We start from the raw sequence: 14,207 nt of genomic DNA on the forward strand, positions 1-14,207 counted from the left end.
AAAAAAATGGGAGACCCTTGCGGGCCTCCCATTTTTCGTAGGGCGTTTGAAGCGTTAGAACAACACGCGGCAACGAATCGTGCCGTTGATGTGTTGCAGCTTCTGTTGCGCCAGGTCCGAGTACTCGGCGTCGACGTCGATCACCACGTAGCCGACCTTCTCGTTGGTCTGCAGGAACTGACCGGAAATGTTGATGCCGTTTTCCGCGAAGACCTTGTTGATCTCCATCATCACACCCGGGATGTTCTGGTGGATGTGCAGCAGACGGTGCTTGCCAGGGTGAGCCGGCAGGGCCACTTCCGGGAAGTTGACCGAGGACACCGACGTACCGTTGTCGCTGTACTTGACCAGTTTTTCCGAGACTTCCAGGCCAATGTTGGCCTGGGCTTCAGCGGTGGAGCCGCCGATGTGCGGGGTCAGGATCACGTTGTCCAGGCCACGCAGCGGGCTTTCGAAGATGTCGTCGTTGGAGCGTGGCTCCACCGGGAACACGTCGATGGCGGCGCCGATCAGGTGCTTGTCCTTGATCGCGTCGGCCAGGGCGTCCAACTCGACCACGGTGCCGCGGGCGGCGTTGATCAGGATGCCGCCTTTCTTGATCGCGCGGATTTCCTTCTCGCCGATCATCCACTGGGTCTCAGCGGTTTCCGGCACGTGCAGGGTGATGATGTCGGACATGCCCAGCAGCTCGGTCAGGCTCGACACTTGCGTGGCGTTACCCAGTGGCAGCTTGGTCAGGGTGTCGTAGAAGAACACCTGCATGCCCAGGCTTTCGGCCAGGACCGACAGTTGAGTGCCGATCGAACCGTAACCGATGATCCCCAGCTTCTTGCCGCGGATTTCGAAGGAGTTGGCTGCGCTCTTGATCCAGCCGCCACGGTGGCAGGAGGCATTCTTCTCCGGAATGCCGCGCAGCAGCAGGATGGCCTCGGCCAGCACCAGCTCCGCGACGGAACGGGTGTTGGAGTACGGTGCGTTGAACACCGCGATGCCGCGCTCGCGCGCTGCGTTAAGGTCGACCTGGTTGGTGCCGATGCAGAAACAGCCGACCGCCACGAGTTTCTTGGCGTGATCGAAGACCTCTTCGGTCAGTTGAGTGCGGGAGCGAATGCCGATGAAGTGCGCGTCGGCGATCTTTTCCTTGAGCTGGGCTTCCGGCAGAGAACTGGTGATGTACTCAATGCTGGTATACCCGGCGGCTTTCAGAACTTCGACAGCCGATGGGTGGACGCCTTCCAGAAGAAGGAACTTGATCTTGCTCTTATCGAGAGAAGTCTTGCTCATCTGCGTAAACCTGTATCCCGGAGAAAAATGGCAGGGAATCGGATCGCCGGATGTGTCCTGATTCACCAATACTGTTCCCGTTTGACGGCGTCTGTTGCCGTCATGCTGCGTTGCCGCTCCTCCCCGTAGCCAGAGCTATGAGTCGTCGCGGCGCCTTGCCTGACGACAACAGCCACTCGTCAAACAGAAACGTATTGGTAAATCAGGGCACAGAGCTGACCCGGACGGCAGGAAAGCCGTCACCGCAGAACGCCCTTGGGCTCTGTCCTACGGGGGCGGTATGCTAGCATACGCGCCCCGCTAAACACCTATTCCTGCGACGTGAAGCGTTCTCAGGATGACCATGAATTGTTCGAGAGTTCTGTCGATGACCCATCCTGCCCTGATTGATGAGCTAAAGACCCTGGTTGAGCCCGGCAAAGTGCTGACCGACGCCGACTCCCTGGAGGCTTACGGCAAGGATTGGACCAAGCACTTCGCCCCGGCCCCGACTGCCATCGTATTCCCCAAGACGGTTGAACAGGTGCAGGCCATCGTGCGCTGGGCCAATGAGCACAAGGTCGCGCTGGTGCCGTCCGGTGGGCGTACCGGCCTGTCGGCTGCCGCCGTTGCGGCCAATGGTGAAGTGGTCGTCTCGTTCGACTATATGAACCAGATCCTCGAGGTGAACCTCACCGACCGCACTGCCAAGTGCCAGCCGGGCGTGGTCACCAAGCAATTGCAGAACGTCGCCGAAGAGCACGGCCTGTACTACCCGGTGGACTTCGCTTCGTCCGGTTCGAGCCAGATTGGCGGCAATATCGGCACCAATGCCGGCGGGATCAAGGTCATTCGCTACGGTATGACCCGTAACTGGGTCGCCGGCATGAAGGTCGTCACCGGCAAAGGCGACGTGCTGGAACTGAACCGCGACCTGATCAAGAACGCCACCGGCTACGACATGCGCCAGCTGTTCATCGGCGCCGAAGGCACCCTGGGTTTTGTCGTGGAAGCCACCATGCGCCTGGACCGTGCGCCAAAAAACCTCACCGCGATGGTGCTCGGCACCACCGACTTCGACGCGATCATGCCGGTGTTGCACGCATTCCAAAGCAAGCTGGACCTGACCGCTTTCGAGTTTTTCTCTGACAAGGCCCTGGCCAAAGTCCTCGGCCGTGGTGACGTGCCGGCGCCGTTCGAGACCGAGTGCCCGTTCTACGCACTGCTGGAATTCGAAGCCACCACCGAAGAAGTCGCCAACCACGCCCTGGAAACCTTCGAGCACTGCGTCGAGCAGGGCTGGGTGCTGGACGGCGTGATGAGCCAGAGCGAAACCCAGCTGCACAACCTGTGGAAACTGCGCGAGTACATCTCCGAGACCATTTCCCACTGGACGCCGTACAAGAACGACATTTCGGTCACGGTGTCGAAAGTGCCGGCATTTTTGAAGGAAATTGACGCGATCGTCGGCGAACACTACCCCGACTTCGAAATCGTCTGGTTCGGCCATATCGGCGACGGCAACCTGCACCTGAACATCCTCAAGCCGGAAAACCTGAGCAAGGATGAGTTCTTCGCCAAGTGCGCCACCGTGAACAAGTGGGTGTTCGAAACCGTGGCGAAGTACAACGGCTCGATCTCCGCCGAACACGGCGTGGGCATGACCAAGCGCGACTACCTGACCTACAGCCGCTCGCCGGTTGAAATCGAATACATGAAGGCCGTGAAAGCGGTGTTTGACCCGAACGGGATCATGAACCCCGGCAAGATCTTCGCTGTTTAACCGCCCCTGAAGGAGTCGTTCCATGAGCTACCAGCACAAGTATGTCGACGGCACCAACATCCACTTCCCGGTGGGTAAAGTGGTGTGTATTGGGCGCAACTACGCCGAACATGCCAAGGAACTGGATAACCCGGTACCGACCGAGCCGTTGCTGTTCATCAAGCCGGGCAGCTGCGTTGTGGCGCTGGAAGGCGGTTTCAGCATTCCCACCGAACGTGGTTCGGTGCATTACGAAGCGGAAATTGCGGTGCTGATCGGCAAACCCCTGTCGACCAAGCCCAGCCGCGAAGAAGTGCTCGATGCCATCTCCGGTTTCGCCCCGGCCCTGGACCTGACCCTGCGCGACAAGCAGGCCGAGTTGAAAGCCAAGGGCTTGCCGTGGGAAATCGCCAAGTCCTTCGACGGCGCGGCGGTGATCGCGCCGTTCGTGGTCGGCAGCACCTTCCCGGACCTGACCGATATCGGCATTCGCCTGAGCATCAACGGCGAAGTGCGCCAGAATGGCAACAGCGCGGCCATGCTCAACCCGATCATCCCGATGATCCAGTACATGGCCGGCTGCTTCTCGCTGCAGGCCGGCGACGTGATCCTCACCGGCACCCCCGCTGGCGTTGGGCCGTTGAATGTCGGTGACAAGCTGGTGCTGGAACTGTCCGGTGTGACCCGCTTCGAAAGCAGCGTTCGCTAATTTCGGCACAACCCTGTGGCGAGCGAACAAGCTCGCTCGCCACAGGTCCCGCACCCGTTTCGGTTGTTTGCATTTTTTTCACACCCCATCCGGATAATCTTCAGCCTCTAGCGCGCGGGCCGGTTATTCCTGTGCTTTCACCTAACGCTGACTTTCCGGAAAAAGCGCCCAATGGCCGTGTCCCTGCCTACCTTTACCTCCAAGCCACGCTCTCGTTTTGCTCTGCGCTGGTATTCCTGGCTGCTTCTGGTTGGGGCGATCGTGTATGGCGTTGCCTGGGCCATGCATTGGGACGACCGCGGTGTGTTGTGGGTCGTGGAGCGTTTTGAAAGCCCGGCCAAACGCCAAGCGAGCGTGTGGCTCCCGGATTACCGCGCCGTCATCGACGCCAAGCGGCTGCCCGGTATGGAGAAGGACGAGGCCTCGGACCTGTCCTACAACCCGCAGACGAAAACCCTGTTTTCCGTCATGGGCAAAAATCCATTCCTCGTCGAGTTGACCCTGCAAGGCGATGTGCTGCGCAAGATGCCCCTTAACGGTTGGAACAACCCGGAAGGTGTGACGGTGATGGAAAACGGCCTGATGGCCGTGGTCGATGAGCGCCAGCACAGCCTGACCATCGTCAAGGTCGACGCCAGCACCACGGCGTTGAACAAGGCCGACTTCCCGAGTTACGACCTGGGCCCGTCCAAAGACCAGAACAAAGCCTTTGAAGGCGTCACCTGGGACAAGCGCAACCAGCAGTTCGTGCTCGGCGAAGAACGCCCGCCGGCGCTGTTCACCTGGAAAAGCGACGGCAGCCAGACCCTGGTCGGTGACAAGCAAAAGCTCGCCAATACAAAGCTCGACATGCGCAACCTCTCGGCGTTGGCCATCGATCTGCGCACCGGGCACCTGCTGGCGCTGTCGGCCGAGTCCCACCTGCTGCTGGAACTGGATGAAAAGGGCGAGCCAGTCAGCTTCATGACCTTGCTCGGCGGCTTCAACGGCCTCAAGAACACGATCTCGCGTGCCGAAGGCGTGACCCTGGACGAGAACGGCAACCTCTACATGGTCAGTGAGCCGAACCTGTTCTATCGTTTCGAAAAACAGAAATAACAACCGATTACGTCGGATATTTCTCTATCCGCGGCATACGCCACACACCGGACGCGTTTAAGTTTAAATTCAGGCGGGCGTGATATTCATTCGCCATTTTTGACTTTGAGCCCGCCCGATGCGTCGACTTGCCCGCCCCAAACCGGCTTTTTTCATACTGGTGCTGATCGCCTTGATGGGCGCGGGCGTTGTCGCACAACAGTTTCGTCTGTTCGAACGGGCCTGGTTCAATTGGCAGGTGTGGGGCCAGCCTGTTGACGAACGCGCCATTGGCCTGGCGGATTACCGGGTCAGCGTCGAGGGCCAGGTGATCGAAGGCCTGGAAGACGACGTCTCCGCGCTGACCTACGACCCGGTGCGTAAAAGCCTGTTTACCGTCACCAACAAAAACGCCGAGCTGGTCGAACTGTCTCTCGCTGGCAAGATTCTGCGACGGATTCCCCTGGTCGGCTTCGGGGATGCCGAGGCCGTGGAATTTATCAGCGACAACATCTATGTCATCAGCGATGAGCGCCAACAGCGCCTGATCAAGGTGCATGTGGATGACGATACGCAGTTTCTCGACGCCGCCGACGCGGAGCAGATGACCCTGGGTGTGCATGTGGGGGGCAACAAGGGGTTTGAAGGGCTTGCCTACGACTCGGTGGGCAAGCGCCTGTTCGTGGCGAAGGAACGCGACCCGATGGTGATCTATGAGGTTCACGGGTTTCCCCATTTCAAACCGGAAAAAACCTACTCGGTCCACGTCATCAACAACCCCAAACGCGATGCCGGGCTGTTCGTGCGCGACCTGTCGAGCCTGCAATACGACGAACGCAGCGGCCATTTACTGGCGCTGTCGGATGAGTCGTTCCTGGTGTTGGAGCTGGATATCGACGGTCGCCCGTTAAGCAGTTTGTCGCTGCTTAACGGGCGCCATGGCCTGAATGCGCGGGTGCCGCAGGCCGAAGGGATCGCCATGGATGACGCGGGTACGTTGTACCTGGTCAGCGAGCCGAACCTGTTCTACGTGTTCAAGAAACCAGAATCCTGAACACACCGCCGACCCCACATTCGGTTGTGCGTCAGGCCTTGAGGGTTTTCACGCCTTCCGCGGTGCCCAGCAGCAGCACGTCAGCCGGGCGTGCGGCGAACAGGCCGTTGGTGACCACGCCGACGATGGCGTTGATCTGCGTCTCAAGCTCCACCGGGTTGGTGATCTGCATGTTGTACACGTCGAGGATGATGTTGCCGTTGTCGGTCAACACGCCTTCGCGGTACACCGGGTCGCCGCCCAGCTTCACCAGCTCGCGGGCCACGTGGCTGCGGGCCATCGGGATCACTTCCACCGGCAGCGGGAAGGCGCCGAGTACCGGCACCAGTTTGCTGGCGTCGGCGATGCAGATAAAGGTCTTGGCCACGGCCGCGACGATCTTCTCGCGGGTCAGGGCCGCGCCACCGCCCTTGATCAGGTTCAGGTGCGCGTCGCTTTCATCGGCGCCGTCGACGTAGAACTCCAGGTCGCTGACGGTATTGAGCTCGTACACCGGAATGCCATGGCCCTTGAGGCGCGCGGCGGTGGCTTCGGAACTGGCCACGGCGCCATCGAACGCGCCCTTGTGCTTGGCCAGCGCATCGATGAAGCAGTTGGCAGTGGAGCCGGTGCCGACGCCGACGATGCTCTTGTCATCGAGTTTAGGAAGGATTAAATCGACGGCGGCCTGGGCCACTGCCTGTTTGAGTTGATCCTGGGTCATGCGGGCTCCGGAACGGGCGGGGAGTAGAGAGGGCGCGAGTATAACCCATCAAAACCTTTGGATTCGTGTGGTCGCCCGGCCAAACGCTGAGTTAGACTCGTCGACCCTGCCCACTCCGCCCAGTGATGCCTGCCGATGCTTGAACAGTACGTCAAAAAGATCCTCACCTCGCGCGTTTACGACGTTGCCATAGAAACCCCGTTGCAGGCCGCCCGCCAGCTCTCCGAGCGGCTGGGCAACAAGGTCTTGCTCAAGCGGGAAGACCTGCAGCCGGTGTTCTCGTTCAAGATTCGCGGCGCGTACAACAAGCTGACCCAGTTGACGGCCGATGAGCGCGCGCGCGGCGTGGTCACCGCTTCGGCGGGCAACCATGCCCAGGGCCTGGCCCTGGCGGCCAAGGTGCTGGGGGTCAAGGCCACTATTGTGATGCCCAAGACCACCCCGGAAATCAAGGTCGAAGGCGTGCGTTCCCGTGGTGGCAAAGTGGTGCTGCACGGTGATTCGTTCCCGGAAGCCCTGGCCTACTCGCTGAAACTGGTCGACGAAAAAGGCTACGTCTACATTCACCCCTACGACGACCCGCACACCATTGCCGGGCAGGGGACCGTGGCGATGGAGATCCTGCGCCAGCACCCTGGGCCGCTGGACGCGATCTTCGTGCCGGTCGGCGGCGGTGGGCTGATCGCCGGTATCGCGGCGTATGTGAAATACCTGCGTCCGGAGATCAAGATCATCGGCGTCGAGCCGGACGACTCCAACTGCCTGCAGGCCGCCATGGCCGCCGGCGAGCGCGTGGTGCTGCCGACCGTGGGGATTTTTGCCGATGGCGTGGCGGTGGCGCAGATCGGCCAGTACACCTTCGACATCTGCAAAGACTATGTGGACGAAGTGATCACCGTCAGCACCGATGAAATCTGTGCGGCGATCAAGGACATCTATGACGACACCCGCTCCATCACCGAGCCAGCGGGCGCCCTGGGTGTGGCGGGCATCAAGAAATATGTCGAGAGCCGTGGCGTCACCGGGCAAACCCTGGTGGCCATCGACTCCGGCGCCAACGTCAACTTCGACCGCCTGCGCCATGTGGCCGAGCGCGCCGAGCTGGGTGAAGGCCGCGAAGCTATCATCGCCGTGACCATCCCCGAGAAGCCGGGCAGCTTCAAGGCGTTTTGCGAGGCCGTGGGCAAGCGCCAGATCACCGAATTCAACTATCGCTACCACTCCGGCCGCGAGGCGCACATTTTCGTCGGCGTGCAGACCCATCCGGAAAACGATCCGCGCAGCGCATTGATCGCCAGCCTGACCAGCCAGGGTTTCCCGGTGCTCGACCTGACCGAGAACGAACTGGCCAAGTTGCACATCCGCCACATGGTTGGCGGGCACGCGGCGAAGGTCAGCGATGAAGTGGTGTTTCGCTTCGAATTCCCGGAGCGGCCGGGCGCCTTGTTCAACTTTCTTAACAAATTAGGCGGGCGCTGGAACATCTCGATGTTCCACTATCGCAACCACGGCGCAGCCGACGGCCGCGTGGTCGCCGGCCTGCAAGTCCCGGCGGACGAGCGCCATCTGGTATCGGCAGCCCTTGAAGCCATCGGCTACCCGTACTGGGATGAAAGCGATAACCCGGCTTACAAACTGTTCCTCGGTTGAGCGACTACGCTGATTGGGGCGGCCTTTAAGGAAGACGACACATGGAAACCCTGACCACCCTCAAAGTTATCCACATGGCGGCGACTGTGTTGCTGCTGCTCAGCGGCCTCGGCCTGGCGCTGCTGGCCTGGCGCAAACGCAGCGCCGGCCCGGCGATCACCGTGCAGCGCCCGTGGGCGTTCGTATGGTTGTTGATGGGGATCTGCCTGATCAGCATGCCGTTTACCGGCTGGTGGCTGGTGCATCTGGTCGGCTGGCCGCTGGGGCAGACCTGGATCCTGGGTTCCAGCCTGCTCTACACCGTCGCGGCGCTGTGCTGGTTCTGGCTGGTGGCGCGGCTCAATCGCTTGCGCAAGGGCGAGGGCGGTAGCCTGAATTTCACCTTGGCATTGGCGGTGGTCAGCCTGGTGGGGTTTGTGGCGATTGCGGGGTTGATGGGGGCCAAGCCGGTTTAAGGCTTGGGACCGAGTTGTCTGCATCGGGAGCAAGCTCCCTCCCACATTTAACCGCGTACATCCGTTGAAATGCAGTTAAATGTGGGAGGGGGCTTGCCCCCGATAGGGCCATCAGCTCCGCAGCGTAATCACCGGCCAGCCCCGCTTCTCGGCCTCAGCCCGCAGATTCGGGTCCGGGTCTACCGCGATCGGATACGTCACCTGCTCCAGCAGCGGCAAGTCATTCATCGAATCGCTGTAGAAGTAGCTGTCTTCCAGGCTGTGCCCGGTTTCTTCCAGCCAACGGTTCAGGCGCGTCACCTTGCCTTCGCGAAAGCACGGCACATCGGTGCTGCGCCCGGTGTAGCGGCCGTCTTCCATCTCGCATTCGGTGGCGATCAGGGCGTCTACGCCCAGGCGTGCGGCAATTGGCGCGGTGACGAAGCGGTTGGTCGCGGTGATGATCACCAGCTTGTCGCCAGCGGCGCGGTGCTTGGCCAGCAGTTCAAATGCCTGCGGCAGCATGATCGGCTCGATGCAGTCGCGCATGTAGTCGTTGTGCCATGCCTCCAATTGGGCCATTTCGGTGCGGCCGAGGATTTCCAGGCAAAAATTCAGGTAGGCCGCGTTATCCAGCTGGCCGGCCAGGTAGTCCTGATAGAATTCGTCGTTGCGTGCCTTGTAGGTCACCGGGTCGAGAAATCCGCGTTCACAGAGGTAATCGCCCCAGGCGTGATCGCTGTCACCCCCCAGAAGCGTGTTGTCCAAGTCGAATAAAGCCAGGCGCATTACAGTTACCCGCTGAAAAGTCTGTAAAAAGGCGTCCAGAATACGGTCTTTTCACAAGACTGCACATAAGCTAAGAAGCCTCGTTGCCGCTGGAACAACCTTTGTGGAACAATGCGACGACATGCGTTTGCGAGGTTGTTGCCGTGATCGACCCCGATGGTTTCCGTCCTAATGTCGGGATTATTCTTACGAATGATTCCGGACAGGTCCTATGGGCTCGCCGAATCAACCAAGATGCCTGGCAGTTTCCTCAAGGTGGGATCAACCCTGACGAAACCCCTGAAGACGCCTTGTACCGCGAGTTGAACGAAGAAGTCGGCCTTGAGCGCGAAGATGTGCAAATTTTGGCCTGTACCCGTGGCTGGTTGCGTTATCGTTTGCCGCAACGCCTGGTGCGTACCCACAGCCAACCGCTGTGTATCGGCCAGAAGCAGAAATGGTTTCTCCTGCGCCTGATCTCCAACGAGCAGCGGGTGCGGATGGATTTGACCGGTAAACCGGAGTTCGATGGCTGGCGTTGGGTCAGTTATTGGTATCCGTTGGGCCAGGTGGTGACATTCAAGCGCGAGGTTTATCGTCGCGCTCTCAAAGAGCTTGCCCCGCGCCTTTTAACGCGCGACTGACGACGGAGTTCGACCCCGAGCCATGCTCAATACGCTGCGCAAGATCGTCCAGGAAGTTAACTCCGCCAAGGATCTCAAGGCGGCGTTGGGGATTATTGTGTTGCGCGTCAAGGAAGCCATGGGCAGCCAGGTCTGCTCGGTTTACCTGCTGGACCCCGAGACCAACCGTTTTGTGCTGATGGCGACCGAGGGCTTGAACAAGCGCTCCATCGGCAAGGTCAGCATGGCGCCCAATGAAGGTCTGGTGGGCTTGGTAGGGACGCGTGAAGAACCCCTGAACCTTGAAAACGCGGCTGATCACCCGCGTTATCGCTACTTTGCCGAAACCGGCGAAGAGCGCTACGCCTCGTTCCTCGGCGCGCCGATCATTCACCACCGCCGCGTTGTCGGCGTGTTGGTCATCCAGCAGAAAGAACGCCGCCAGTTCGACGAAGGCGAAGAAGCCTTCCTCGTGACCATGAGCGCGCAATTGGCCGGGGTGATCGCCCATGCCGAAGCCACCGGCTCGATTCGCGGCCTGGGGCGCCAGGGCAAGGGCATCCAGGAAGCCAAGTTCGTCGGCGTACCGGGCTCGCCAGGTGCGGCCGTCGGTACGGCCGTGGTCATGTTGCCGCCGGCCGACCTCGATGTGGTGCCGGACAAGACCGTCAGCGACATCGACGCCGAAATCAAACTGTTCAAGACCGCCCTGGAAGGCGTGCGCGCCGACATGCGCAACCTGTCGAACAAGCTCGCCACCCAACTGCGCCCCGAAGAGCGAGCGCTGTTCGAGGTGTACCAGATGATGCTGGATGACGCGTCGCTGGGCAGCGAAGTCAAAAACGTGATCAAGACCGGCCAGTGGGCCCAGGGCGCGCTGCGCCAGGTGGTCTCCGATCACGTCAACCGTTTCGAATTGATGGACGACGCCTACCTGCGCGAGCGCGCCTCGGATGTGCGCGACCTCGGTCGCCGTCTGCTCGCTTACTTGCAGGAAGACCGTTCCACCAACCTGGTCTACCCCGACAACACCATCCTGATCAGTGAAGAACTGACCGCCACCATGCTCGGCGAAGTGCCGGAAGGCAAACTGGTGGGCCTGATCTCGGTGCTCGGTTCGGGCAACTCCCACGTCGCGATCCTGGCCCGGGCCATGGGTATTCCGACGGTGATGGGCCTGGTGGACCTGCCGTATTCCAAGGTCGACGGCATCGAAATGATCGTCGACGGCAACCGTGGCGAGGTGTTCACCAACCCCAGCGAAGTGATGCGCAAGCAGTACGCCGAGGTGGTGGAAGAGGAACGCCAGCTGTCCCAGGGCCTCGACGCCTTGCGCGAACTGCCCTGCGTGACCCTCGACGGGCATCGCGTGCCGCTGCTGGTCAACACCGGCCTGCTCGCCGATGTGGCCCGCGCGCAACAACGCGGCGCCGAAGGGGTGGGGCTGTACCGCACCGAAGTGCCGTTCATGATCAACCAGCGCTTTCCGAGCGAGAAGGAGCAGCTGGCGATTTATCGCGAGCAACTGTCCGCCTTCCATCCGTTGCCGGTGACGATGCGCAGCCTGGACATTGGCGGCGATAAGTCACTGTCGTATTTCCCGATCAAGGAAGACAACCCCTTCCTCGGCTGGCGCGGGATTCGCGTCACCCTCGACCACCCGGAAATTTTCCTCGTACAAACCCGCGCCATGCTCAAGGCCAGCGAGGGCCTGAACAACCTGCGCATCCTGCTGCCGATGATCTCCGGCACCCATGAGCTGGAAGAAGCCCTGCACCTGATCCACCGCGCCTGGGGCGAGGTGCGCGACGAAGGCGCCGACGTACCGATGCCGCCGATCGGCGTGATGATCGAAATTCCGGCGGCGGTGTACCAGGCCAAGGAACTGGCGCGGCAGGTCGACTTCCTGTCCGTGGGCTCCAACGACCTGACCCAATACCTGCTGGCCGTGGACCGCAATAACCCACGGGTGGCCGACCTCTACGACTACCTGCACCCGGCGGTGCTGCAAGCGCTGCAACATGTGGTGCGCGACGCCCATGCCGAAGGCAAGCCGGTGAGCATCTGCGGGGAAATGGCCGGCGATCCGGCGGCAGCGGTGCTGTTGATGGCGATGGGCTTTGACAGCCTGTCGATGAACGCCACCAACTTGCCGAAGGTGAAGTGGCTGCTGCGCCAGGTCAACCTGAGCATGGCCAAGGAACTGCTGGCCGAGCTGATGACCATCGACAACCCGCAAGTTATCCACAGCTCGCTGCAACTGGCGCTGAAGAACCTGGGGTTGACGCGGATGATCAACCCGGCCTCTGCCAAAACCCTTTAAAACCTGGCGCCGATCAAAAATGTGGGAGGGGCGGTGCGACGATTCGACTTGCCCCCGATTACGGAGTGTCAGTCAGCACACTTTTGGCTGATACACCCTAATCGGGGGCAAGCCCCCTCCCACATTGGTTTTGTGGTGTGTCTAGAGCGAGAGTTCGACTTCGCCGAGCCGCCCACCGTGCGGCCCAAAACTGCGCTCCACCATCTGCCGCGTGCCGTCCGCATTCACAATCAGCGCTGTACTCGCCCGTGTCCCATAACTGGGGCTGGCGATAAATACGCTTGATAGCAAACTCTCGGTCGCCAAGCCCACGCCGGTGTCCGGCAAGTCGGCAAACGGCGCGGTCTGCGGGTCGCTCAAGATATCCAGCAAGGTTTCCGGCTGCGGGTTCTCCAGTACCTCGCCCAGCGCTGCCTTGGCCTTGAGCAATTTCGGCCATGGCGTGTCGAGCCCTGCATTGGAAAGGCCGTACACCCCGGCGGGCAGTTGCGTAGGCACGCTGTCGCGGGCGTTGTAATGCCACAGTTCATCCCGCGTGCCCACCAACAGGTTGAACCCGGCATATTCAATCGCGCGGCCGTTGATCTCCGCCAAATACTGCTCAAGCGGCAGCGAACCGCTGAGAAACCGCGCCACCAATTCCCCACGCGACTTGCGGGCCGGCGGTTGATGCGGGTCGCGGATATTGGTCAGGGCGGCAAACCGTCCGTCGGCGTTCACCCCCAGCCAGGTGCCGCCCGCTTCCTGGTCGCGGCCGGCATAGACGGCAGGCGCATCCGGCCATTGGGCCAGCGGCAGGCTGGGGCGGGCGTAGAACTCGTCACGGTTGGCCGCGACGATCAGCGGTTGGGCATGGCCCGGCCGCCAGGCGAAAACAATCAGGCACATCAGGCGATCTCCCTTTGTGTGTTTGGCCACTCTACCTACACTGGCGCGGGCGTTCCATCGTATCCAGTTGGGTCGCATGCCTTCCATCCGTTAACATGCCGGACTTGGTTTGGGGGCTCCCATGGAATTTCTGCTGTATTTACTGCTGGGCGCCTGTGCCGGGGTGCTCGCCGGGCTGTTTGGCGTGGGCGGCGGGATCATTATCGTGCCGGTGCTGGTGTTCAGCTTCACCTTGCAGGGCTTCGACCCGCAGGTGCTGACCCACCTGGCCGTGGGCACGTCCCTGGCGACGATCATCTTCACCTCGATCAACGCCGTGCGTGAGCACCATCGACGGGGCGCAGTGCGCTGGCCGATCTTTGTGTGGATGACCGTGGGCATCCTGATCGGCGCCGGTTTTGGCGCGCTGACGGCGGAGGCGATTTCCGGCCCCCACTTGCAGAAGATCATCGGCGTGTTCGCGCTGATCATCGCCGTGCAGTTGGCCCTGGAGGTCAAGCCCAAGGCCAGTCGAACGGTGCCGGGCAAGCTCGGTCTGACCCTGGCGGGCACGGTGATCGGCTGGGCCTCGGCGATTTTCGGGATTGGCGGCGGTTCGCTGACCGTGCCGTTTTTGACCTGGCGCAGCGTGCCGATGCAGCAAGCGGTGGCCACTTCGTCGGCCTGCGGGCTGCCGATTGCGCTGGCCAGTGCATTAAGTTTCATGATTCTGGGCTGGCATGACCCGCTGCTGCCCGCTCATAGTCTAGGGTTCGTGTATTTGCCGGCGCTGCTGGGCATTGCCCTGACCAGCATGGTGTTTGCCCGCTTCGGCGCGCGCCTGGCGCACCGTTTGTCGCCGCGCTTGCTAAAACGCCTGTTTGCCGGGCTGCTGTTTTGCGTGGGTTTGAATTTCTTGCTGTAACGCAGCCTTAATCGCGCCCGGGCATGGTCCCGGTCGCCATAACGAATGA

At 61.2% G+C, this 14,207-nt stretch carries 13 protein-coding genes; 9 read left to right on the forward strand and 4 right to left on the reverse strand.

Going from position 1 to position 14,207, the window contains the following annotated elements:
- Positions 1–54: 54 nt before the first annotated feature.
- Positions 55–1,284 carry a phosphoglycerate dehydrogenase gene (gene serA / locus ACVWZP_RS22310; RefSeq protein ID WP_457370160.1) on the reverse strand — a complete coding sequence of 410 codons (1,230 nt, stop codon included), beginning with the start codon at positions 1,282–1,284 and terminating at the stop codon, positions 55–57.
- Positions 1,285–1,651: 367 nt separating this feature from the next.
- Between serA and ACVWZP_RS22315 the strand changes: the two genes are divergently transcribed.
- From ACVWZP_RS22315 to ACVWZP_RS22330, 4 genes are all read left to right on the forward strand, one after another.
- Positions 1,652–3,046, forward strand: coding sequence for an FAD-binding oxidoreductase (locus ACVWZP_RS22315; protein ID WP_046381725.1), 1,395 nt, complete (start codon positions 1,652–1,654; stop codon positions 3,044–3,046).
- Positions 3,047–3,068: 22 nt separating this feature from the next.
- Positions 3,069–3,734, forward strand: coding sequence for a fumarylacetoacetate hydrolase family protein (locus ACVWZP_RS22320; RefSeq protein WP_017845064.1), 666 nt, complete (start codon positions 3,069–3,071; stop codon positions 3,732–3,734).
- A 171-nt stretch (positions 3,735–3,905) separates the two neighbouring features.
- Positions 3,906–4,832, forward strand: a complete 927-nt coding sequence (locus ACVWZP_RS22325; protein ID WP_457370161.1) for an SdiA-regulated domain-containing protein — start codon at positions 3,906–3,908, stop codon at positions 4,830–4,832.
- 118 nt (positions 4,833–4,950) lie between these two features.
- Positions 4,951–5,865 carry an SdiA-regulated domain-containing protein gene (locus tag ACVWZP_RS22330; RefSeq protein ID WP_457370162.1) on the forward strand — a complete coding sequence of 305 codons (915 nt, stop codon included), beginning with the start codon at positions 4,951–4,953 and terminating at the stop codon, positions 5,863–5,865.
- A gap of 31 nt (positions 5,866–5,896) precedes the next feature.
- On the opposite strand, the gene rpiA is transcribed toward ACVWZP_RS22330, so the two are convergent.
- The gene (rpiA, locus tag ACVWZP_RS22335; protein WP_017845061.1) at positions 5,897–6,568 is read right to left on the reverse strand and encodes a ribose-5-phosphate isomerase RpiA; all 672 of its coding nucleotides are present in this window, start codon (positions 6,566–6,568) and stop codon (positions 5,897–5,899) included.
- Between the two features lie 135 nt (positions 6,569–6,703).
- Here rpiA and ilvA point away from each other — a divergent pair, with 135 nt between their 5' ends.
- Both ilvA and ACVWZP_RS22345 read left to right on the forward strand, forming a co-directional pair.
- Positions 6,704–8,218, forward strand: coding sequence for a threonine ammonia-lyase, biosynthetic (ilvA, locus tag ACVWZP_RS22340; protein ID WP_017845060.1), 1,515 nt, complete (start codon positions 6,704–6,706; stop codon positions 8,216–8,218).
- Positions 8,219–8,259: 41 nt separating this feature from the next.
- The gene (locus tag ACVWZP_RS22345; protein ID WP_017845059.1) at positions 8,260–8,673 is read left to right on the forward strand and encodes a DUF2269 family protein; all 414 of its coding nucleotides are present in this window, start codon (positions 8,260–8,262) and stop codon (positions 8,671–8,673) included.
- 111 nt (positions 8,674–8,784) lie between these two features.
- Here the strand turns inward: ACVWZP_RS22345 and ACVWZP_RS22350 are convergent, their stop codons facing one another.
- Positions 8,785–9,441 carry a histidinol-phosphatase gene (locus ACVWZP_RS22350; RefSeq protein WP_046381729.1) on the reverse strand — a complete coding sequence of 219 codons (657 nt, stop codon included), beginning with the start codon at positions 9,439–9,441 and terminating at the stop codon, positions 8,785–8,787.
- Between the two features lie 143 nt (positions 9,442–9,584).
- On the opposite strand from ACVWZP_RS22350, the gene ACVWZP_RS22355 reads away from it, so the two are divergent.
- Positions 9,585–10,064: an RNA pyrophosphohydrolase gene (locus ACVWZP_RS22355; protein ID WP_026139795.1), complete on the forward strand. Its 480-nt coding sequence runs from the start codon at positions 9,585–9,587 to the stop codon at positions 10,062–10,064.
- Between the two features lie 22 nt (positions 10,065–10,086).
- Positions 10,087–12,366 (forward strand): phosphoenolpyruvate--protein phosphotransferase, encoded by a 2,280-nt coding sequence (ptsP, locus tag ACVWZP_RS22360; RefSeq protein WP_017845056.1) that lies wholly within the window; start codon positions 10,087–10,089, stop codon positions 12,364–12,366.
- A gap of 141 nt (positions 12,367–12,507) precedes the next feature.
- On the opposite strand, the gene ACVWZP_RS22365 is transcribed toward ptsP, so the two are convergent.
- Entirely contained in the window at positions 12,508–13,254 is a 747-nt protein-coding gene (locus ACVWZP_RS22365) for an NRDE family protein (RefSeq protein ID WP_426122123.1), read from the reverse strand.
- Positions 13,255–13,375: 121 nt separating this feature from the next.
- Here ACVWZP_RS22365 and ACVWZP_RS22370 point away from each other — a divergent pair, with 121 nt between their 5' ends.
- Complete coding sequence (locus ACVWZP_RS22370; RefSeq protein ID WP_017845054.1) at positions 13,376–14,158, forward strand: sulfite exporter TauE/SafE family protein; 783 nt, start codon at positions 13,376–13,378, stop codon at positions 14,156–14,158.
- Positions 14,159–14,207 lie beyond the last annotated feature (49 nt).

The organism is Pseudomonas sp. TE36184 (genome assembly GCF_054060055.1).

Excerpts from the sequence above, each read along its gene's own strand:
- ACVWZP_RS22325 (WP_457370161.1), top strand. The coding sequence starts at position 3,906 with ATGGCCGTGTCCCTGCCTACCTTTACCTCCAAGCCACGCTCTCGTTTT.
- ACVWZP_RS22370 (WP_017845054.1), top strand. The coding sequence starts at position 13,376 with ATGGAATTTCTGCTGTATTTACTGCTGGGCGCCTGTGCCGGGGTGCTC.
- serA (WP_457370160.1), bottom strand. The coding sequence starts at position 1,284 with ATGAGCAAGACTTCTCTCGATAAGAGCAAGATCAAGTTCCTTCTTCTG.
- ilvA (WP_017845060.1), top strand. The coding sequence starts at position 6,704 with ATGCTTGAACAGTACGTCAAAAAGATCCTCACCTCGCGCGTTTACGAC.
- ACVWZP_RS22320 (WP_017845064.1), top strand. The coding sequence starts at position 3,069 with ATGAGCTACCAGCACAAGTATGTCGACGGCACCAACATCCACTTCCCG.
- ACVWZP_RS22350 (WP_046381729.1), bottom strand. The coding sequence starts at position 9,441 with ATGCGCCTGGCTTTATTCGACTTGGACAACACGCTTCTGGGGGGTGAC.
- rpiA (WP_017845061.1), bottom strand. The coding sequence starts at position 6,568 with ATGACCCAGGATCAACTCAAACAGGCAGTGGCCCAGGCCGCCGTCGAT.
- ptsP (WP_017845056.1), top strand. The coding sequence starts at position 10,087 with ATGCTCAATACGCTGCGCAAGATCGTCCAGGAAGTTAACTCCGCCAAG.
- ACVWZP_RS22345 (WP_017845059.1), top strand. The coding sequence starts at position 8,260 with ATGGAAACCCTGACCACCCTCAAAGTTATCCACATGGCGGCGACTGTG.
- ACVWZP_RS22315 (WP_046381725.1), top strand. The coding sequence starts at position 1,652 with ATGACCCATCCTGCCCTGATTGATGAGCTAAAGACCCTGGTTGAGCCC.
- ACVWZP_RS22365 (WP_426122123.1), bottom strand. The coding sequence starts at position 13,254 with ATGTGCCTGATTGTTTTCGCCTGGCGGCCGGGCCATGCCCAACCGCTG.
- ACVWZP_RS22330 (WP_457370162.1), top strand. The coding sequence starts at position 4,951 with ATGCGTCGACTTGCCCGCCCCAAACCGGCTTTTTTCATACTGGTGCTG.